This window comes from Streptomyces sp. CA-142005 (assembly GCF_050942335.1).
Classification (GTDB): domain Bacteria; phylum Actinomycetota; class Actinomycetes; order Streptomycetales; family Streptomycetaceae; genus Streptomyces.
In genome coordinates, this window is the sequence record NZ_CP192078.1 from 1,919,218 (window position 1) to 1,941,321 (window position 22,104).

The window sequence follows — 22,104 nt, forward strand, 5'->3', positions numbered from 1 at the left end:
GTGCGGGAGGCACGTATGGGGTGGGTGTCGGCAGGTGACTACGAAGTCGCCCTCGACGGCGGGAAGGTGGTGTGCCGCAACGCGTCCGGGCGGCGGCTGAAGTCGGTGCCGCCGAAGATCGCCGACGATCCCGCGGTCGTGGGCCTCAGGCAGCTCGTCGAGTGGCTGGAGCGGCACGAACGGCAGTGCCTGGCCACGGCCGAGCGGTGGATGGTCCGCTCGCTGCCGGTGCCGCTCGCCGTCGTCTCGCGTGTGTGGCCCGACCCGGCGTGGCGGGCGGCGCTGCGCGATCTCGTGGTCACCGGTGCCGACGGACAGGTCGCCGGATTCCTGCGGGACGCGGATCCCGAGCGCGGCCTCGGCCTGGTCGACCTCGACGGCGACACCGTCCGCATCGCGCCCGACCTCGTCCGCATCCCGCACCCGGTCCTCCTCGAAGACCTGGAGGAGCTGCGGGAGTTCGCCGTCGAGCTGGGTGTCGAGCAGGGCGCGCAGCAGCTCTTCCGGGAGGTCTGGCACCGCCCGGCGGCGCTGGACGCGGAGGGGACCCAGGTCGAGGAGTACGCCGGCGGCTCGTTCAAGGAGTTGCGCTTCCTGCACGGCCGGGCCGCCCAGCTCGGCTACCGGGTGCGCGGCGGGTACGCAGTCTGTCCCGTCCTGGAGGACGGCCGGGCCGTCGAGGCCCGGGTGTGGGTCGGCGACTACGACGGCTACCTGGAGACCGAGACCGGCCCGCTGGTCTGGTCCGACCCCGCCGGGCGGGTGCTGAGGCTCGGTCAGGTGGGGCCGGTCGCCTGGTCGGAGGGCATGCGCATGGCGGCCGCGCTGTATGCGGGGCGGGACATCGAGGACGAGGAGCGGGCGGCATGACGTACGACGAGACCACGGTGGCCGCGCTGCTGGACGCCGGCGCCGTCCTGCCCCCGGGCAGCACCGTGCGCGAGGACGCCGACAGCCTCACCGTCCGCACCTACACGCACCCCGCCCTCGACGGCCGGCAGGTGGTCCGGCTGGTGCCGGGCACGCTGGGCGAGGCGGAGGATCTGGCGCTGGAGTTCCTGGGCCTCGCCCGTGAGCCCGAGGCGCCCGAGGTGGGGCAGGTGCGCCGGGAGACGCTGGGCTTCCCGGCCTGGGCACTGGTCAACGACCCGGCCAACGGGCACCACGCGCTCGCACTGGTCAAGGACGTCGAGCGGCTGGCGAGGCAGGCCAAGTCCCGCCCGGGCGCGGCCAAGGAGGGTTTCGAGGCGCTCGGCGAGCGGCTGGGCCGGGCCGTGCCGCACTTCCTGCCGACGTTCTACGAGCAGGCCGCGCGGGTCTTCCTGGAGCATGAGAACACCACGTATGCCGCCGCGTTCTTCGGCAAGGCCCGCGAGGCCGAGCGGGTGCACGCGCTCGCGGTGGACGAGGAGCGGCAGCGCGCGGTCTTCCTGGAGTTCGCCTTCGCCGGGGCGCTGACCGTGAAGGCCCTCAAGGAGCATGTGCGGGACCTCGCCGGGCGGCTCGAACCGGCCGCGGCCTGGGCGCAGTTCCGCCAGCTGATCGTGGAGCGCTGTGCGGCCGGGATGCCGCCGTACGCCTCGCTGCCGCAGGACGCGCGGGGGCTGATCAAGGCGGCAGGCCTGAGCCGGGTCACCGAGGAGTGCGCGCTGGTCGCCGACCTGATCGCCTCCCCCGCCGCGGTCCGCGCGCCGCGCTCCTTCTGGACCGCCTACCGCGCCGTGCTGCCGGTCCTCGCGGAGGAACGGCCGGAGATCCGGCTGCGGTTGCTGGAGATCATGCCCGAAGGTCTGGGCCGGGACGCCGAGGACGAGGAGTTCTGGCTGACCCTGCTCGCGGAGACCGGGGCCGACCGGCTGCTGACGGACGAGTCGGCGGCGGCCGGGCACGGCGCCGATCCGGCGGACTGGCTGACCCGCTGGGCCTCTTTCCGTAAGCACGGCGGCTCGTACTCCCGCCGCTGCCCGGCCACGCTCGCGCTGGTGGAGCGCATGGCTCCGCTGCTGCGGGCCGCCGGCCGTCCGGTGGACCTGTGCACCGGACGCTGGCACGCGGGCGCCGACCTCGACCTGCTGGACCTGTGCGCGGCCGAACGCGTCCCGATGACGCTGCCGGGCGCCGACGTCCCCGTGTATCTGCCGCTGCCCGAGTGGCTGCTGGACACCCGCGCCGGCCGGCGTGACCTGGCCGCCGTCGCGGCCGACCCGCGGCTGCGGCGGCTGCTGCACCAGGCCGTGGACAAGGTCGGCGGCCATCAGCGCAGCGAGGGGATGCTGAAGACGATCGCCGCCCATGCGGTCCTGTCCGAGGTGCTGCGGGAGTGGCTGGAGGAGGCCGTCGGCGACTTCACGCGCGCGGCGGGCCTGCCGGGCGCCCGTGCGGCGCTGGACCGGCTGCGCCCCTTCCGGGTGATCGCCTCCGAGGCCGCACCGGACGCGGTGGCCCGGGTGGCCGGCCGCGAGGTGGCCCCGCTGCTCGGCCGTACCGTGCGGGCGGGCATCCTCGACGAGCTGGGCTGGCCCGCCCTCGACGAGGCGCTGACGCTGCTCGACGGCGAGAGCAGGAAGGGCGAGGACAACTCGCTCACCGTGCACGAGGCCTGGCCCGCGCTGATCCTCTGCCTCGGTCGGAAGGCGGTCGTCGTCGGCCCGGAGCGGATCCTGCTCGACCACGACCTGCGGCTGCCCCATGACCTGGACCGCTGGCAGCGCCCCCGCTTCCGGTACGTGGACGGGGAGCTGCTCGTGATGTGGCGGCACGGAGGCAGGCAGTACGGCTACTGGTCGGCCCGGCCCGCCGACGTGTTCCAGCTCGGCGGCGAGCAGCTGCCCACCTGGTGGTCCGGCCAGGAGGCCGTCGTGCCGTCGGTCCCGCTGGCCGGCGGCGGACGTGCCACCGGTGGCCGCACCCTGCACGCGGGGGACACGGAGCTGCCGCCGTGCCGCGCGATCATCGGCGACGGCACCACCCTGTGGCGCCAGGGCCGGCAGGGCAGGCGGACGGTGTGGCTGGAGTACGACCCGGTGACCGGCACACACGGCCGCGCGTCACTTCCCGCATTGCTGCGCTCGGCCGTCCGCGAGGACGCCGAACTGCTGCCCGGCGTGTGCGAGGTCCTTCCGCTGCAACCAGGGCTGGAGCACAGCCCGTTCGGTACGGACGGCATGGTGCTGGGGCGCTGGGTGCGCAAGGAGGGCGAGGGCGCCGAGGGGCGCCGTACGGCCGGGACGCCGGACGGGCGGACCGTGTCGGTCGCGGTGGACCACGAGGGCCGGGTGGGTGTTCCCCTCGGTGCGCTGCGGCTGCCCGGGGGGGCCGAGCCGGTCGTCGCCCAACTGGGCGGCTACCGGGCCCAGTTGACCGGCATGATCGGGCTGTATGCGGGCGACGACACCGCGCACACCGGTCTGCTGGGCCGGCTGACGCCGAACGACCGCGGCGGTGAGTACGCCGCCGGCACCCGGTTCGTGCCCCCACTGCCCTTCTGGCACGCACTGCGTCCGCGCGACGAACAGGGCTCGGCGGTGCTGCGCGCCCTGTCCGACGAGCAGGCCGCGGAGCTGCTGCGGCTCACGGCAGAGGCGCTGAAGCTCCGCCAGGAGGCGCTGAAGGCGGCCGGTTCGGACGAGACGGCCAAGGCCGCCGTGCCGACCGCGGACGCCGTGGCCCTGAAGGCCGTCGAGCACGTCCTGCCGGCCCTGACGGACGAACGGCTGCGCATCGGCGTCGCCACGCTCGTCAGGTCGGCGCTGCGCATCGCCGACTCGGCCATCACCTTCGCGACTCCGCCGAAGGAACGGCCGGTGCAGGCGCGCAACCGGACCGAGGGCATGTTCGCCGACTACAGCCCCGTGCACGGTGATGACCGCTCCTTGTACTCCGCCGTGTCCGGAGTCGTCGGGCTGCGCGGCGGATGGTACGGCGAGCGGTGGAGCATCCTCCGCCAGATCCGCGCGGTGAACCACGTGCTCTCCGGCAGGCCCGCCGACGGCAAGCCGCTGCCCGGCCTGGCCCGCATCGGCGCCCTCACGGACGGCTGGACCAGCGAGGAGCACACCGTCCCGGCGGTCGGCATGGTGTGGCCGCCGGTCCTGGGCGCCCTGCGGGCGCTGCTGTACCGTGCCGCCTCGCCCGTACTGACCGACGCGCAGCGGGAACCGCTGCTGTTGCTGGCCGAGGCCCTGGCCGAGGGTCCGCTCGTCGAGGCGGGCGCCACACTGCGGGAGGTCGTGCTCAGCGAACCGCAGGAGGAGCAGCAGCAGCGCTCCGGGCAGGTGCTGCGCCGGGCCGGCCGCACGGTGGTGATCCTCGGCTCCCACGGTGTCGACATGCAGCGGGAACGGGTCAAGTGGCTGGCGCTGGACCACGATCCGTCCGGGGCGTTCGGCGCGGTCGCGCACTTCACGCTGGAGCAGGAGACGCGATACGCGCCGACGATCTCGGCGGAGGACCTGACCGCCGTCACCCGCCTGATCCGCGACAAGGGCGCCGCGCCCTGGCAGCCCGCGGCGCCCGAGACGCTGGAGGCGGCTACCGGCGGCGCGCTGGGCCCGCTGCAGTCCAGCGTGCTGCTCGCCGGGCTGCCGCAGCAGCCCTCTGCCGAGGGCCTCGCCACCATGGGGCTGAAGCCCCGGCAGCGGGAGTTCGGCGCCGCGCTGCTGCACGGGCTGGGCATGGAACGGCGCTCGGCGCTGATGGGCGCGCTGCTGCCGGACGACCCCGCCGCCCTGTGGACGACCGGCCCGGACACCCAGGCCGCGGGAGGGATGTGGGCCGACCGGTTCGGTTCGCTGGTCCGGTTGCCGGAGGACCTCAGCGCCGAGCTGGCCGGCATGGGCGCCGGAGGCGCCGGGGACGTGCTCAACCCGTCCCTCACACCGTGGCTGAGCCGCAGCACGGTCCTGCGTCCCGACAAGGACGGCACGCTCGTCCCGGAGGACCCAGAGGCGATGCCGAACGCCTACGCCCTGACGGGTGCCGTCGGCGCGCTGTCCGCGCTGGCGTACGTCCTGCCGTACGGCCATCCGTTGCGTGCCGCCCTGCCGGAAGGCCTTGCCGCGGTGCGGCGCCGGATGTCCGACCCGGAGCTGATGCTCGGCCTGGACGTGGAGTTCACGGAGAAGGGCGGCTCCACCGCCGTGGAGCTGCGCAAGGTGTACGGACTGCCCGCGACCGGCGGGGCGGACGCCCACGGCACCACCCGGATCGGCGAGGCGCTCGCCCTGCGCCCCTCGTACCGCGACACCGAGACCGTCCTTATCCGCCCGGCCGGACTGACCGGACCCGACGACGCGGTGTTCGGGCTGCTGGAAGGCCTGGTGGGTGCACAGCGCGGCCACGGCCTGCGCACGCTCCGCACGCTTCTCGGCGAGGAACTGGGTCGCGCCGTCGCGGCGGGCACCGAGGGCTCCACGGGTTACGCCCAGGACCCGACGGTCAGCGTGCCCGCGCTCGTCACCGAGGTGGCCGCCACGCACGGGCTGGGCGAGGACGCGGCCGCTCTCTACCTCCAGTTGCTGGCCCTGCCCGATCCGACGGACCGCAACTGCGCCCGCTGGACCGGCTGGAAGCCCGCGCGTCTGAAGAAGGCCCGTGCCGAACTGGCCGCGACGGACCTGGTGGTGGAGGCCAAGCGGCCGCGCGCCGGGCGGACCCTGTTCCTGCCGGGCGGCTGGCGCGATCTGAAGTCGCCCGCGCTGCCGGTGGAGACCTGGAAGGAGGGGCTCTACCCGATTCCGGGCCACCAGCGCGCGATACCGCTGGTCCCGGTGCCGGAGCTGTTCACACGCGCCTGGACCCGCGTCCGCGCGGGCGACGCCCCGGCGTACGAACAGCTGACCACCCGTGCGAACGGACGGGGGCGGCGGCGATGACATCCAGCGCGATGGGCTCCGCCGTGGCGGGCTCGGCCGTGTCGGGCTCCGCCTTGATGGGCTCGGGCTTGATGGGCTCGGGCTTGTTGGGCTCGGCCCCGCTGGGCCACACCACACCCGGCTCGACCGCGCCGGTCCCCACCGGATCGGGGTCCGCCGCGCCGGCGTCCACCCGCCCGCTTGCTCCGGCCGCCGGGTGCCGCGTTCTCGCCGCGCCGTCCGGCCGCGTCCTCACACCCACCTCCTCCCGCAGCACCTCGAAGGAATCCCGCCGATGACCACCGCGCTCGTGCCCGACGCGACCCGTCAGATCGTCCCGCCCGAGGACCGCTACGCCGTCGAACTGGCCTTTCTCGCCGCACACGACTCCGGGCCGCGGCCGCCCGCCTGGCGGCTCACGCCCCGGGCCGTCGTCACCTTCGTCATGGGCAGCGGCGGCCGGGCGCTGCGGCTGCCCGAGGACGCGGAGGCGCCGGAGGGCGTCCCGCGCCGACTGGAGATCACCGGCAAGTTCGTCGGCGACCGCGCGCTGGTCGAGCGGTGTGTCGTCACGCTGGCCGGCGAGCGGGGCCTGCTGCTCGTCGGCGAGCCCGGCACCGCCAAGTCCATGCTGTCGGAGCTGCTGTCGGCCGCCGTGTGCGGCACCAGTGGGCTGGTGGTGCAGGGAACGGCCGGTACCACCGAGGACCAGCTCAAGTACGGCTGGAACTACGCCCTGTTGCTCGCGCAGGGGCCCAGCCGGCAGGCGCTCGTCCCGTCGCCGGTGCTCACCGCGATGACCCGGGGTGCGATCGCCCGGGTCGAGGAGGTCACCCGCTGTCTGCCGGAAGTACAGGACTCCCTGGTGTCGCTGCTGTCGGAGCGCCGGATCGCCATACCCGAACTGGCGGGCGGCCAGGACGCGTTGGCGCACGCGGCCCCGGGCTTCAACCTCATCGCCACCGCCAACCTGCGGGACAAGGGCGTCTCGGAGATGTCGGCCGCGCTCAAGCGCCGCTTCAACTTCGAGACCGTCGGCCCCATTGCGGACCTCGACGCCGAGACGGCACTGGTGCGCGGCCAGGCCCGGGCGTCGGTGGAACGGGCGGGTGCCCCGTTCCAGGTGGACGACGCCGTCCTGGAGGCCCTGGTCACCGTCTTCCGTGATCTGCGGGAGGGGCGGTCGGCGGAGGGCTGGGAGGTGGAGCGGCCGTCCACGGTGATGAGCACCGCGGAGGCGGTGTCCGTGGCGGGTGCGTTGGGGCTGGCCGCGGCGTACTTCCCGGGCGATCGGGACGTGCTCGGGCTGCTGCCCGGCCATCTCCTCGGTGTCGTGCGCAAGGACGACCCGGCGGACGCGGCGCGACTGCGCGGCTACTGGGACGGCCCGGTACGGCGCCGTGCCGAACAGGGTTCGGCCACCTGGCGCACGCTGTGGGACCTGCGCACGGTCCTGGAGGGCTGACGGCTGTGTCCCCAGTCTCTCCGATCGACGCGTCGGCCGTGGCCGACCCTGCTCCCGGCACAGGTTCCGGGGCTTTCGCCGACCCCGGCGCCGGCGCGGCGGCTTTCGCCGATCCGGAGGCCGCCGTAGCCGCCCTGACCGACCCGGCGGTGCCCTACCTGATCGGGGTACGGCACCACGCGCCCTCGCTCGCCGCGGCCGTGCCAGCGCTGCTGGACGCGGCCAGACCTGAGGTGCTGCTGGTCGAGCTCCCCGCCGAGATGCAGGACTGGCTGCCCTGGCTCGCCCACGAGGAGACCAGGGCTCCGGTCGCCCTCGCCGCCGTACCCGGGAACGGGGGCGGGGGCCCGGCGTTCTACCCCTTCGCCGACTTCTCACCGGAGCTGGCGGCCGTGCGTTGGGCGGCACGGCACGGGGTAGCGGTGATCGCGTGCGATCTGCCGCTGGCGGACCGGGCCTGGGCGGGGGCGCCAGGGCAGGGCCGGGTGGCGGAAGCGCGGGAGCTGGACGCGGAGGCAGGGTCGACGGGATCGCCTCAGGTCCCGGCACCCGAGGCCGACGGAGAGGCCACGGCACCCGGCGCCCTGAAGCCGGAGGCCGACGGGAATGCTGGGGCGCCCGGTGCCCCGGCCCCGGGCCCAGCCGAGGTGCCGGGAGCCCCCGGTGCCCCGGCGGCGAAGGTCCTCGGGACCGCCGCCGGTTCGGCCGCAGCCGGGCTCACCGCGGCCCTGCGTTCCCAGCTCACCGGCCGCCCCGGTGACGACCTGTGGGACCGGCTCGTCGAGGCCGCCGCTCCCGGTTCTGCGCCGGAGGCGCTGCGGCGGGCCGCGCTGCTGACGGGGTGGGCGCTGCGGCAGGAGGCGATGGCCTCGGGCGGGGTGCCGGAGCTGGACCTGCGGCGCGAGCGGTGGATGCGATCGTGTCTCGCCGCGGCCACGGCGAACGGCGAGCGCGCCGCCGTGCTCGTCGGCGCCTTCCACGCCCCGGCGCTGCTGGCCCCGCCCGGCGGCGCGGACGCCGTGGCGGCGGCACCGGCTCCCGCTGCCGAGAAGGCACAAGGCCCTGCCATGGCGTGGACGACCTCCCTCATCCCCTACAGCTACGCCCTGCTCGACGAACGTTCGGGCTATCCGGCCGGCATCCGTGACCCGGAGTGGCAGCACCTGGTGCTGGACGCGGCCGGCGATCCCGTCGCGCTGGAGGACGCGTTGACGCGGGCCGCCGTGCGGGTGTGCGCCGAGTTGCGGGCGCTGGGTCATCCGTCCGGGCCCGCCGACGCACGGGAGATCGCGCGGCTGGCCGGTGATCTCGCCCGGCTGCGGGGGCTGCCCTCGGCGGGCCGGGGCGAACTGGTCGAGGCGGTGCAGACGGTGCTGGCGCAGGGCGAGCCGTACGGGCGGGGGCGGGCCGTGGCCCGGGCCATGGAGAGGGTGCTCGTCGGGACGCGCACCGGCCGCCCGGCCCCGGACGCGCCGCGCTGCGGACTGGCACCGGCGGTCGAGGCGGAACTCGCCGAGCTGGGGCTGCCCGGCCCGGCGGACTCGGGCCGGGGTGCACGGGACCTGCGTCTGGACCCGCTGCGTTCGGAGCTGGACCGCCGCCGTGAGCTCCTGCTGCGGCGCCTGGCGGTGTGCGCGGTGCCGTACGGCGAGCCGAGGGCGGTCGTCGGTGCGGGCGGCGCCGACGCGCTGACCTCACGCTGGGAGGTGCGCTGGACACCGGCCACCGCGGCCATGCTGACGGCGGCCGGGCTGCGCGGAGTGACTCCGGCGCAGGCCGCCGAGGGTGTGCTGAGGGAAGACCGACGCCTTGAGCGGGACGAGGGCGGACCCACGGCGGCGCAGACCCTGCGGGGGCTGGAGCAGGCGGCGGAGTGCGGCCTGCCCGAGCTCGCGGACGAGCGGCTGGCCGACACCGCCGAAGTGCTGCCGGCCTCCGGGACGCTTCCCGAACTCCTGGCGGGGCTCGCGCTGTTGGACCGGTTGCGGGCGGGGCACATCGCCGGACTCGGCGGCGACGAGGACCGTACGGCGCGGGCGGCGGCCGTCGCCGACCTGCTGACCGCCGCCGCGGTGCGCCAGGTCGACGGGCTCACCGGCTCCGAGGACCCGGCCGACGCCCACGCTCTGCTGGAACTCGCGCACCGAGCCGACCCGTTGGGCGGCATCCGGCTCACGGACGCGCTGGCCCGGCTGGCGGCCGACGGTTCCCCGCTGATGCGGGGCGCCGCCGGAGCCGTACGCGTGCTGCTGGGACAGCAGGAGGCCCAGGTGTTCGGCGACCGGGTCGCCTCCTGGGTGGACGGTGCCTGCGACGCCGGGTCCCGTACGGCGCTCACCGCCCGCCTGACCGGTCTGCTGACCGCGGCGGGGCCGCTGCTGGAGTCGGCGGCGCCCGCGCTGGAACCGCTGCTGCGCCGGATCGTGGAGCTGCCCGACGGGGACTTCCTCGACCGGCTGCCGGCGCTGCGCGGCGGCTTCGACACACTCAGCCCGGCCGCCCGCGACCGACTGCTGGCCACCGTCGAGCAGCGTCTGGACGGAGAGCGTCCGGACGACACCGGCGGCGTCGATCCCGCGACCCTCGCCGTGTGGACCGGCGCCGACCTCGCGGCCCGCGAGACCCTGGCCGCCTTGGGACTCCTTCCGTCCCAGCGGCCCACCGCGGCCACCGCCACGACGAAGGCCGAGGATGCGGCGACGTCCGTCCCCCTGGGCGCCGCCGACGACGGCCACCGGCTCGCACCGGCCGACCGATGGCGCCTGGTACTGGGCCGCGGGAGCAGCCGGCTGTCCGGCCCGGCGCAGCGCCTGGCGACCGCTCTGGACGAGTTGTACGGCAGTGGACACGGCGAGGGCAGCCGTGGAGATCTCTCGGGCCGGGGCGGCGCCGGGCACGGTGGCGGGCGCGGGGCGCCGTACCCGGGGGTGCGGGAGTGGTCCGAGGAGCTGGCGGCGCTGTTCGGCCCGGGGATCCGGGAGGAGGTGCTGGCGGCGGCTGCCGCGGCCGGCCGCCAGGATGTGTTCGCGGAGCTGGATCCGGACAGCGTACGGCCCTCGGTCGACCTGCTGCGCTCGGTGCTGCGGCACGCCGGCGGCCTGCCGGAGGCCCGGCTGGCGGCGCTGCGTCCGCTGGTGCGGCGCCTGGTGGACGCCCTGACCCGGCAGTTGACGACCCGGCTGCGCCCCGCGCTGCACGGCACCGCCCTGCCCCGCCCCAGCCGGCGCCCCGGCGGCGGACTCGATCTGCCCCTCACGCTGCGGGCGAACCTGGCCACGGCCCGCCGAATGCCCGACGGCACGGTCCGGGTCGTTCCCGAGCGGCCCGTCTTTCGCAGTCGTGCCCGTAGGTCGGCCGACTGGCGGCTGATCCTGGTCACCGACGTGTCGGGGTCCATGGAGCCGTCCACGATCTGGGCGGCGCTCACCGCCTCGGTACTGGCCGGGGTGCCCACCCTGTCCACGCACTTCCTGGCCTTCTCCACCGAGGTGATCGATCTGACCGACCACGTCGAGGACCCGCTCTCCCTGCTCCTGGAGGTCAGGGTCGGCGGCGGCACCCATATCGCCGCGGGACTGCGGCACGCGCGGGAACTGGTCACCGTGCCCTCGCGCACGCTCGTCGTGGTCGTCAGCGACTTCGAGGAGGGCTACCCGGTCGGCGGGCTGCTCGCCGAGGTCCGCGCCCTGGTCGGCGCCGGCTGCCATGTGCTGGGCTGCGCGAGCCTCGACGACGCGGGCCGCCCCCGCTACTCCACCGGGGTGGCCGGGCAGTTGGTGTCCGCGGGCATGCCCGTGGCCGCTCTGAGTCCGCTCGAACTCGCCCGCTGGGTAGGGGAGAAGATCGCATGAGCCAGGGCATGAGGCAGGAACTGCCTCCGGTCGCCCCGTCCGTGACCGCCGAACTCGTCGCGGCGCTGTCGCCCCGGCTGCGCAAGCGCCTCGACGCGGGCATCGCCAAGCTGGCCGACCGGCCCGCGGTCCGGGACGGCGACACGGTCCGCATCGCTCTGGACGACGACACCGACCTCGAACTGCACGCCCCGGACGGCACGGTGACCGCAGCGGACGCCATCCGCTGCGGCTGTCTGCTGGCCCCGGACTGCCTGCACCGCGCGGCGGCCGCCTCGGCGGCTCCCGCCGCCGAGGAGACCAAGCCCGAAGCGGATGAGGGTGGTTCGGAGGAATCGACGGCCGCCGCCGATGAGGTGCCGGCCGAATCGGAGACGGCCGATGCCGGGCAGGTCGCCGCGGCCCGCGCGCTCCACGCCGCCGCGGCCGCCGTACTCGAAGCCGGTGCGGACGGTGCGGGCGCCGTGCTCCAGGCGGAGCTGCTGCGGGCCGCCCACACGGCGCGGCTCGCGGGCCTGCACCGGGCCGCCGCGTCGGCCGTCTCGGTGGTCACCGCGCTGCGCGCGGCCCGCGCGGCCGACCCCGCGTACCGGCTCGCGGACCTGGTCGGCGGCCTGCGTGACGTCCTTTCCGTGGCCCACCGCGTCCCGCACGCCGCCGGCGCCGAACTGGCCGCGCTGCGCGGCACCGCACGGCAGCCGTACCGCCCGGACGGCTCGCTGCGGCTGTACGGCCTGTTCTCCGAGCCGGTGCTCACCGCGAGCGGCTATGCCGGCGCGGTCACCTGGACCGCGGACGCCCAGGGCCGGCTGTACCAGGTGTCCGATGTCGCTCCGGGCGGTGCCGGGCGTGCGGTGGGCGCGGCCGACCGGGCGGTCCGGCTCGGTGACACGGCCCTGACCCACCGGGAGCTGTCCCGTGCGGGTCTCGCGGTGTCGGGGGCCACGGTCTCCCCCACCGGCCGGCTCGGGGCGGGCGCCGGCGTACGGGCGGTCGGGGCGTCCGGGGCCGGCTGGCGCGAGGAGCCGCTGGACCGGCTCTGGGCGGTCCCCGTGGCCGAGCAGCTCGCCCGCGCGCTGAACGGCGGCCATGACCTGCTGTTCCTGGAGGTCACCCTGCACGGCACGGCGGCGGAGGCGGCCGGTGACTGTCTGCTCGCCGGTAGCGGGGGCGTCGTACTGCGGCTGACCGCCGCCCACGACGACCCCGCGCTTCCGCACCGGGACAACCTGCGTCTGCTGGCCGCCGCCCGCGGCGCCACACTCCGGGTCGTCGCGCGGCTCACCCCGGCCCCGCACCCCCGGGCCCAGCTCCTCGCCACCGAGCATCCGGCGCGGTCCGGTACCCGGGTCGACGTGGGCCTGGACCGGCTGCAACGCGCGGACCTCCCCACCGCCCCCGCATCCCCGGTGCAGGCGGCGCCGAGCGGCGAGGAGGCTCCGGTCCATCTGCTGCGCCGCCGCGTCCAGCAGGCGGTCTCGGGCGGTCGGCGGGTGCTGTCCTTCCCGGGTGACACGGCCGCCGACGCCCGGCGGCTGAGCCGTTCCGGGCTGGCCACCGCGGGCGGTCTGCTGGAGGAGCTCCACGCGTCGGCCGCGGAGCGCTCCCGCGATGTGTTCGGCCGCCTCCTGCCGGCGGACCCGGGCCGCTTCGCCCGCGCCTGGCTGGCGGCGGCCCGCTACACCGAGGAGGTGGACCGCGCGCTCTGCGTCGCGGCCTGGGCGGGATAGCGCGAGAGAGTCCCGGTGGGAGTGCGGGGACTCGGAGTGAGGGGGCGAAGAGATACGGCACCGGACGGGCCGCCGTTCCCCCGTTCCGGCGGCCCGCCGGGCGTCCGCCCGCACAGGCCGGTGCCGCCGGGTTGCAGTGTGCGACAGCCGGGGGCCGCGGGGGTATGCGTACAAGTACGTACGCGGGGGTAGGACGCGCCGCGAGGCAGCGGGAGAGGATCAGGTGGGGCTGGACAAGGCCTACGAACGCATGACGGCGGTCGCCGTGGCGGCGCTGCACGAACGGGAGCCCGCGCGCCTGTGGCCGATGCTCGCCGGTGCCCTGGCGGACCTGTGCGGCGGCGAGGCGGTCGTCCACAAGCCCGACGACTGGAGCGCGCACGCGGGCACGATCGGTGCGGCACCCGACGACGCCGCCGCCGAGCTGCAGCGGCTCGGGCCTGCGGACCTGGCCCTGCTCCGGGCGGGCTATCCCTTCGCCCGCCACTACGCGAACAGGGCCGACCGGCTGCCCGTCACCGCCCGTCGGGCGGCGGGGCGGCGCTGGCCGGGCAGTCCCACGGCGCGTCTGCTCGGCGAGGCGCTCGACGTCGACCACGTGCTCGGCGTACCGCTGGCCGACAGCACCACCCCGGTCACCGGGTGCCTGGTCTATCGCGCCGGTACGGACTTCACCGACGACCATCTCGCCATGGCGGAGCGCGCGCAGCCGCTGCTGGCGGCCGTGGAGCGGCAGCGGCGGCTGCTGGAGGAGTGGCGGCGCGGGCTCGGCCCGGGCGGGGCACCGGACGAACGGGCGGCGGACTGCGCGCTGACGCCGCGCGAGACGACCGTCCTGCTGCTGCTCACCGACGCGCTCACCGCCGATGCCATCGGCCGTCGCCTCGGCATCTCCGTCCGCACGGTGCACAAGCACGTCGAGAACATCTACCGCAAGCTGGGCACCCGCGACCGTCTGGGCACCGTGCTGCGGGCCCAGCGACTCGGTCTGGTGCCATCGCCCGGCCCACTCTGAGCCTGGGCTCGGCCCGGCCTGTGCGATTCGTCACCGTGGAACGATCCGCCGAAGCAGGGCTCTCCTGAAGGGTTGTCAGCCGAGCCGGAAGCCGGCTGAGGGCTTCGTGCGTGTGCCCGCAGGCCCCTACGCCCATCGCCGGCGCACCTTCCCCACCGGGCGGACGCTCGTCGTCTCTCTGCCTGCCCTGCCCTGCCGTCGACTGACAGCAAGTCAGGTCGGACCTGAAGAGCCGCTCGTGGGGCCCCTGTTTCAGCGGTGTGTGCCGTGTCACGCACCCCAAGGCCGTCTAAGTTGTCTGCATCACAGCGGAAATGTCCCTTTAGCGTCCATGCTCGAAACGGACACCGACTCCCGAAGTGGAGCCTGTCGGCACCGTCTTGGGCACGAAGTTACAAAGTGACCCACGACACAGCATTCGCGACATTCCTGCTTGTTCCCCCCGGAAAGGTGCACCATCATGGCCGCTTACCTCTGCCCTCCTGCCGTGATACACGGCGAGCACACCGTGAAGACCAGCGAGATCGTGGCGGAGGTGCGTGACCGGCATCCGCATGCGGCGTGGGCGCCGCGGATCGACGGCATCGCGGCCAGCACGGGCATCGAGACCCGCGGCTGGATGCTGCCGCTGGAGACCGCCGTCGCGCCCGGCAACGGCGGCGCCCTGCAGGGTGTCGGCATCGGGTCGGCCCAAGAGGCGCTGGCGCGCGACGGGTTCAGCCAGCAGGACGTGGACCGCGTGATCGCCACACTTGAGTCGATACCCGGGCCGCAGACCGTCCAGGAGCGCACCGCGCCGGCCTGGGAGGCCGTGCAGTCCTACGGGGAGCGTGCGGCGCGCGGGGCTTTGCAGATCGCCGGACTGGACGTCGCAGACGTCGACTGCCTGATCACCAGTCACTCCACGACCCCGGCGCTGCCGGGTCTGGACGTCGCCCTGGCCAACAAGCTTGCGCTCCGCAACGACGTGATGATGCTGCCGGCCACGCAGTGGGCCTGTATCGCGGGGACCCGCTCCCTGGCGCTGGCGGCGGATCTCGTGGCCGCGGACCCCGACCGGGTGGTCCTGGTCGTGATCGCGGAGGCGCTGAGCACGACCTACCAGCCCGCGGACGACACGCTCGAGTCCCTGATCGTCCGGCTGCTGTTCGCGGACACGGCGGTCGCCACGGTGGTCACGGGCCGCCCGCGGCGCGAGTCGATGCTGCGGCTGGACTCCGCCTGGCACCACACCCTGCCCGGCACCCAGGACCTGCACCGCCTGGAGACCAGGGCGGACGGCACCCACTTCGTGATGGACCGGCGGGGGCCGCGCGCCGTCCAGGAGACGGTCAGCGCGATGTGGGAGTGGCTGCGCGTCCGCTACCAGGACGACCCCGACTCCTGGCACCCCGACGTGCTGCTGGCGCACCCCGGCGGGACCCGGGTGCTGGAGTACATGGAGCAGACGATGCCCGAGGCGTGGCCGTCGGGGCTGCTGGACTACAGCCGGGACAGCTACACCACCGGCAACCGCGGCGGCGCCGCCGTGTTCGACATCATGCGACGGGCGCACGACGCCGGGCAGAAGTCGGGCAGTCGCGCCGTCCTGTACGCGGCGGCACCGGGCCTCACCGCCACCGCCCTGGAAGGCGAGTGGCTGTAGGGCGAGCCCGCGCCACCCGTACCGGCAAACGGGTCGTCGGCATCACCGGTCACGCCACCGGTGCCGCCGAGTGCACCATGCATACAGTCGGTGACAGCGGGTGACGGGTAGGCCGCCCGCACCCTCGGCGCGCTCCCACTCCACGGCCGCGCCCCCGCCCCGCACCCGCGTCACCTCGCGACTTTCGCCCAGACGACCTTGCCGGTGTCCGTCCACCGCACCCCCCACCGGGTGGTGAGCCGGTGCACGATGTGCAGGCCGCGACCGCCGTCGTCCAGGAGGCCGCCCCGGCTCAGGAGCGGCCTGCCCTTGCCGGTGTCGCCCACCTCGCACAGCAGGCCGTGACCGGACCTGATCAGCCGTACCGTGATGGGACCGGTGGCGAAGCGCACCGCATTCGTGACCAGCTCGCTGACCAGCAACAGGACGTTGTCCCGGGTGTCGTCCCTGGTGCGCCACCGCCGCAGCAGCGCGGAGACCTGCGCGCGGGCACGGGCGGGGGCGTCGTCGCGGGCGGGCAGCCGCCAGGTCGCCGTGTCCCCTTTCCGGTAGCCGATCATCCGCGCGAGCAGCAGGGTCACGTCGTCGCGCTGGCGCGCGGGTGCCAGCGCGGAGACGACGTGCCGTGCGGCCTGCTGCAGGGAGTCCCAGGGGTGCACCGTGGACACGGCGTCCGCCAGCCTGCCGATGCCCTCGTCGATCGACACGGCCGGATCCTCCACCAGGCCGTCGGTGTAGAGGGCGAGCAGGGAGCCCGGGGGCGCACCGAACGTGTGCACGTCAAACGGCTCACGCAGTGCGAACTCGGCGCCCAGGCCGGGGTGAGGGCGGACCTCGAGCGTGCCCGCCTGCCCGTCCGGGGAGACCAGGACCGGGGGGAGATGGCCGGCGCTGGACAGCGCCACATGGTGGCTGACCGGGTCGTAGAGGGCGATGCAGCAGGTCGACCCAAGGGCGCTGTATCCGGCCGCCAGCCCGGCCTCCGAGTCGTCCAGCAGCGACACGGTCTCGTCCAGGTGCTCCAGTACCTCGTCGGGCGCGAGCCCCGCGGACAGCAGTGCGCGGGCCTCCATGCTCAGCTGGCCCATGGTCGCCGCGGCTCCCAGGCCGTGTCCGACGACGTCACCGACCACGAGCGCGGTACGGCCGTCCGGCAGCGGAAAGCTGTTCACCCAGTCGCCGCCGACGCCCGCGCTGTCGGGCGTGGCGGGCTGGTAGATGCTGGCGATCTCGATGGTGTCGCCGCCGCTCCGGGGCAGCAGCCGGCGCTGCAACGCCAGCACCTGCGTGTGCTCGCGCTGGTGCTGACGGGCCAGGTCGATGTGGTGGGCGGTCCTGGCCACCAGCTCCTGCAGGTCGAACAGCTCGCTGTCGCGGAAGGGGGCGTCCGCCCGCCGCCAGACCTCCGCCACGCCCAGCACGACGGGCGGCGTGCCGTCCAGGACCAGCGGTATGCACGCCACACCGGCCGACCGGTCGCCGGGTACCAGGGCGCGCATCACTTGCGGGCTGCCGAGGACGCGCTCCACGGCCTCCCGGTCGGGTATGACGATGGCCTGCGGGGAGTCGTTCCGCCGCACCGCCTGCGCCAGCAGTCGACTCGCGTCGCTGGGAAGATCGTCGCCCGGAGTCACGTAGCCGTCGGGCCACGCCCGGTCCGGCACCAGGGCCGCCCGCCGCAGCCGGATGCGCCCCTGTGCCTGCCCGGTCACTCCCTCGCCCGTCCACACGGCGAAGTCGAGGTCGACGGCGGCCACGTCTCCCCAGGCCAGCAGGGACTTCGCGAGCGACTGCGCGGTCTCGCCAATGTCCAGCGAGGTGCCGATCGCGGTCTCGGCGGCGTACAGGTGCAGCCTCCTGGCCATGGCGATCAGGGAGACGGTCAGCCCCTCCTGGGGCATGGCGGCGGGCAGGATGCTCATCGAGACCACCAGCTCCGACCCGTCGCCGCGCCGCAGGCGCTGGATCCGGGCGACGTGCGCCTCACCGGTCTCCAGGACCTGCCGCAACCGCCGTGTGACCGTCGGTACGTCCCCGGGGGGCAGGAGATCGACGAAGGGACTCCCGGCCGCGGCGTCCAGACCCTCGAACACGGGGGCTGTCAGATTGCAGCGGGTAATTCTCAGATCCCTGTCCAGGTTGACCACGCCGAGAATCTGCTCCTGACCGCCGTCTGCCGGGTCGGGAACAGCCTGGCGGGCGGCGGGCTCGCCCTGCGCGTCGGCAGGACCGGCGGCCGCCGCCGCTGCACCGCGCGGGATGTAACGCCCCAGGGCGCTGCTGACCAGGTCGAACGGCGAAGAGGACGAGGGGGAAGGGGTAGAGTCCATGCGGCTCTCTCAGCAATCCCCGGCGCAGCGCCGAGGCCGTACTCGGACCCGTGCGGCGGGCCCCGAGATCCCTGACCGCACACCTCATTGAATAACACCGGGGGTCGCTTCGCCCACATCAGCGGATCGCCCGGTGAACACGGACAGTGAGGGAATGCCGAGGCCGGTGGGGCGCTGCTCACCGTGCCGGGGAGCGTCGCCCCGCCAGGATGCGCCGACCGCCGCGGGGACCACTGGGCGCCCGCGGCACCGGCTCCGGTGAGGTACAGGCACGTGCCGCTGCGCGGGGTGATCGATGCCGTGACGCGCTGATCCACACCGGCGCATCCCCGGCCCCGCCTCCGACACGTCGGCCCGACGCCTTGAGCGGGACCGAGGGCAGAGCGAGACGACTGGAAGATCGTCGAGGGCGGCCGCCAAGCCCACGACGGCTTCACCGGCGGACGGCTCGCCGAAGCAGCGCTGCGACCGCACACCTGGTGCTCGACTCCGAAAATGGACCCTCGCTCTTGCGGCGACTCGCGGAAGGGAAAGCCGGCCGCCAGGACGCGGCCTTCGGCACCATGGCTGTCGCGGACGGCGACCTCCCACCGCAGGCAAGCGGCCAGATACTCGTCGTGGCACCAGCCCTCGACGCGGGCCCACTCGGCCGGCCACACGGCCCCGTCACGCGTAGGACACCTTCAGCTTCCTCGACCATCGGCAGCCCTTCGTTCGGGACGAAGGGGTCGCGCGTTGAAGCGTCACCACCCGACCGCGCAGAGTCCTGGTCCGCCACTCGCGTTTGAGTACACGACGACGGCCGCTTCAAGAAGGCGGGCACTTCTCAACGCTCCACGGGTCGTTTGGAGCGGCCGGGCCTGCCCATACAGTCCCACCGAAGCGAATCACTAGCCGAGAAAGCTCAGCCGAACCTCACGGTTGGCATTATCCCGATTCGTGTCCGCCAGCCTCCGGTAAAGACAACCTGCAGCATAGCCAGGAGTCTCCACGCTCAGTCCCGGTGGACGGCTCAGTACTGCGGTACGTGGGAACCGGTGGTGAGTTGTCGTGTGCGGGCTGCTGTGCCGGCCTGGAAAGCTGCTGGAGGTGGGCGACCTTCACTCGCAATTATGTAGATCGGAGGTGCTCAGTAGAAGCGCCATGGTGAGGATCTGCGGTGGCTTCGCTGAAATCAGCTGCTGCTGGTCGAGCAGCGCGAGACGCCTTTGGAGCCGTACATCGAGCTCGACAGCCTTGCGGCGGAGGCTCTCGGCCGACTCCTTGGGCTTCTCGCCTCTCCTTTCCTTCTCGGAGGCCGCCGCGGCGTCGAGAAGCAGCCGTTCACTCTCCGATGTCAGGCGCTTGGTCACCAATTCCCTGGTCCTGGCCAACTCGGCCAGACGACCTGACTGAACCTCGGCCAGGTACGCGGGAAGCCGGTTGGCGGTGATCCAGCTGGTCGCCTCGGACTCGGCGTCCGCGAGCCAGGACAGTCCGCGAGCTATATCGGTGGCCACGCCGTCGGGAGCAGCGGTGCATTCGAGGTAGGGCGCGGGGCCGGCCTGATGCACGGTGCCGCGGCTGTCGACGTACGCATACGAGAACCTTCGGGCCACCGACTCGCCGGTGCCGTCCGAGATCTCCTCAACGACCCCGACGAGGAGGTGCGGTTCGTCGAGGGCCGAGGAGACGAGAACGGTGCCCCGGTTGAGGGCGTCGCTGAAGTTCCGGATGGTTTCCGCCATAACGGCATCGTGCAGCGGATGGCCAGGGGCGAGCAGGTCGACGTGGGCGCGGTCGTCGGGCTGGACCTGGCCGAGGTCGAAGGTGACGTTGTCGTACTTGGTGGCGATGGGACCGTTGCCCGCCGATCGGATGTGCTGCGGCACGTACGTGATCTCATGACGGCCTTGTGCCCGCTTGACGATCCGGCCACCGAGCCTGGTGAAGGCGTCCTTGAAGGTCGATTCGATGTCGTGCGGCTCAAGACGCCGTGCGCGGGCATCGTCCATGGTGGAGTGCAGAACACGGAGATCGGCATCCGAAAGGTGCTCCGAAGCGAGCGCGCGTTCGTCCAGGAGACTCTTGAGGCCGTCTCCAACGCTGCTGTCGATGACCTCGTGCATCCTGCCCTTGACAGCCGGCTGCTCACCGTACTGGATCGCGTCGAGAAGCAGGTCTCGCAGCGGTGTCTCGGCGAATGCCTCTCCCAGAACGTCGAAGACCTTGCCGCCGTACGTCTCGCGCATCTGGTCGAGTTTCTCCAGCAGGCGTATGAAGACCTCGCCCTCGCGGGTGTTGGAAGCGACGAGGTTCCAGAGCCGACAGACCTCCTCCTGGCCGATGCGATGGATGCGGCCGAAGCGCTGCTCGATGCGGTTGGGGTTCCAGGGCAGGTCGTAGTTGATCACCAGGTGTGCGGCTTGCAGGTTGAGGCCCTCGCCAGCGGCGTCGGTCGCCAGCAGGAACTGAACATCGCGGTTCTTGGTGAACTCCTCGGTGATCTGCCGGCGTTCTGCCCGGCGTACACCGCCGTGAATGGCCTTGACGGCATCGGCCCTTCCCAGCAGCGAGCTAATCTTGGCCTGCAGATAGCGAAGGGTGTCGCGGTGCTCGGTGAAGACGATCAGTTTCCGCGGGTGCCCATCGGCGTTCGTCACCAGCCCTTGGTCGCGGAGAAGGGCGGACAGTTCCGTCCACTTGCGGTCCGTGCCTGCCTCGCGGACCTGCTGCGCCGTCCGCACCAATGTCCTCAGCTCGACGAGCTCGGCATCGAGCTCGTCGACCGTCCGTGCCGCCGTCGCGGCGTCGAGCAGTTCCTCCTCGATCTCCTCGATCTCCTGGGCGCCGAAGTCGTCGTGGTCGAAGGTAGCAAGGTCAACGGTGGGCATGCTCTCGCGAAAGGCGCCGGCGAGGATCTCCTGTTTCCTGCGCTCCAGGCGCTCGGTACGCCGCACAAGGCTCTTGTAGATCGCTTCGGGGCTGGAGGCCAGCCGTCGCTGCAGCACGGTGAGTGCAAAACCCACGGTGTTCTTGCGTGTGCCGCCGATGCGGTCGGCGCGGTTCATCCCCTCTCGAACGTAGTGGGTGACGTCCTCGTAGAGGTCGTACTCGAGCGCCGTGAGCTCGTAGGGGACGGTCTCCGCCAGTCGCTCGGGAAAGAGTTTCCTGCCCTCGAAGGTGAGCAGGTCTTCCTTGATCATGCGCCGCATGATCCCGCCGACGTCGGCACTGCTCTTCTGCCTGCCCTCGAACCGGTCACGGTCCAGCAGGGTGAGGAAGAGCTGGAAGTCCTCCTCCTTTCCCGAGTGCGGCGTCGCGGTCATGAGGAGCAGGTGGCGCGTGATCTCCCCGAGCATCTCGCCGAGCTGGAAACGCTTGGTCTTCTCCACTTTGCCACCGAAGTAGTGAGCACCCATGCGGTGGGCCTCGTCTACGACGATCAGGTCCCAGTCCGTCTCCCGGAGCTGTGCCTTCAGCTGCTCGTTGCGGGAGAGCTGGTCCATGCGGGCTATGAGAAGCGGGTGGGCCTCAAAGACATTGAGGTGAAGCTGCGAGTCGGCGAGCTGGTTCGTGAGCAGGTCGAAGCGGAGGCCGAATTTGAAGAAGAGCTCGTCCTGCCACTGGTCGACCAGGCCTCCTGGGGCCACCACGAGGCACCGTCTGACATCGTCGCGCAGCAGAAGCTCCTTGATGTAGAGCCCGGCCATGATCGTCTTTCCCGCACCCGGGTCGTCGGCGAGAAGGAAGCGCAGCGGCGTACGGGGCACGAGCTCGCCGTACACGGCGCGAATCTGGTGCGGAAGCGGCTGCACGTCGCTGGTCGCCACGGCCAGCATCGGGTCGAACAGGCCGGCCAGCGAGATCCGCTGAGCCTCAGCGACCAGCTTGAAGTCACGTACGTTCGCGTCGAAGGCGCGGCTGCCGCTGCGGGCGATGCTCAGCCTGCCCTCGTCCCTCCGGAAGACGATCTGCTGATCGAGAGCACCCCCGGCTGTCTTGAAGGTCAGCTCGACCGCGTCCCGACCGTGCGGCTGGGCGGCGATGAGCGTGACGACCTCCGCCGGTACCAGTCCGTCGATCCGCAGACCCGGCCTGAGCTCCTCGAGCAACACGTGCACAACCTCCGTTTGGCAGCCTGCGAACGCTACTCGGACGTCCCGGCGATGTCGTGATCCCGTCGACTTGATCGACCGGGGTCGCTAATGTTCCCAGAGGTCATGCGAGTCGGCGG

The 22,104-nt window shown here is 73.3% G+C and carries 10 protein-coding genes; 8 read left to right on the forward strand and 2 right to left on the reverse strand.

What is annotated here, in order from left to right; translation table 11 throughout:
• Nucleotides 1-15 precede the first annotated feature (15 nt).
• From ACQPXS_RS09290 to ACQPXS_RS09320, 7 genes are all read left to right on the forward strand, one after another.
• Nucleotides 16-870: a DUF4132 domain-containing protein gene (locus tag ACQPXS_RS09290; RefSeq protein WP_433448718.1), complete on the forward strand. Its 855-nt coding sequence runs from the start codon at nt 16-18 to the stop codon at nt 868-870.
• On the forward strand, nt 867-5,873 hold the full coding sequence (locus tag ACQPXS_RS09295; RefSeq protein ID WP_433448720.1) for a hypothetical protein: 5,007 nt from the start codon (nt 867-869) through the stop codon (nt 5,871-5,873). The genes ACQPXS_RS09290 and ACQPXS_RS09295 overlap by 4 nt, the downstream gene beginning before the upstream one ends.
• Nucleotides 5,874-6,147: 274 nt before the next feature.
• Nucleotides 6,148-7,317, forward strand: coding sequence for an AAA family ATPase (locus tag ACQPXS_RS09300; protein WP_433448722.1), 1,170 nt, complete (start codon nt 6,148-6,150; stop codon nt 7,315-7,317).
• A 5-nt stretch (nt 7,318-7,322) separates the two neighbouring features.
• Complete coding sequence (locus ACQPXS_RS09305) at nt 7,323-11,168, forward strand: vWA domain-containing protein (protein ID WP_433448724.1); 3,846 nt, start codon at nt 7,323-7,325, stop codon at nt 11,166-11,168.
• 8 nt (nt 11,169-11,176) lie between these two features.
• Complete coding sequence (locus ACQPXS_RS09310) at nt 11,177-12,898, forward strand: hypothetical protein (protein WP_433455774.1); 1,722 nt, start codon at nt 11,177-11,179, stop codon at nt 12,896-12,898.
• A gap of 223 nt (nt 12,899-13,121) precedes the next feature.
• Entirely contained in the window at nt 13,122-13,913 is a 792-nt protein-coding gene (locus ACQPXS_RS09315) for a LuxR C-terminal-related transcriptional regulator (RefSeq protein ID WP_433448726.1), read from the forward strand.
• Nucleotides 13,914-14,373: 460 nt separating this feature from the next.
• A complete protein-coding gene (locus tag ACQPXS_RS09320; RefSeq protein WP_433448728.1) occupies nt 14,374-15,558 on the forward strand; it encodes a type III polyketide synthase in 1,185 nt (394 codons plus the stop codon).
• A 170-nt stretch (nt 15,559-15,728) separates the two neighbouring features.
• On the opposite strand, the gene ACQPXS_RS09325 is transcribed toward ACQPXS_RS09320, so the two are convergent.
• Nucleotides 15,729-17,888, reverse strand: a complete 2,160-nt coding sequence (locus tag ACQPXS_RS09325; protein ID WP_433448730.1) for a SpoIIE family protein phosphatase — start codon at nt 17,886-17,888, stop codon at nt 15,729-15,731.
• Nucleotides 17,889-18,988: 1,100 nt separating this feature from the next.
• On the reverse strand, nt 18,989-21,709 hold the full coding sequence (locus ACQPXS_RS09330; protein WP_433448732.1) for a DEAD/DEAH box helicase: 2,721 nt from the start codon (nt 21,707-21,709) through the stop codon (nt 18,989-18,991).
• On the opposite strand from ACQPXS_RS09330, the gene ACQPXS_RS09335 reads away from it, so the two are divergent.
• On the forward strand, nt 21,668-22,045 hold the full coding sequence (locus tag ACQPXS_RS09335; RefSeq protein WP_433448734.1) for a hypothetical protein: 378 nt from the start codon (nt 21,668-21,670) through the stop codon (nt 22,043-22,045). The two genes, ACQPXS_RS09330 and ACQPXS_RS09335, sit on opposite strands and share 42 nt — an antisense overlap.
• Nucleotides 22,046-22,104 lie beyond the last annotated feature (59 nt).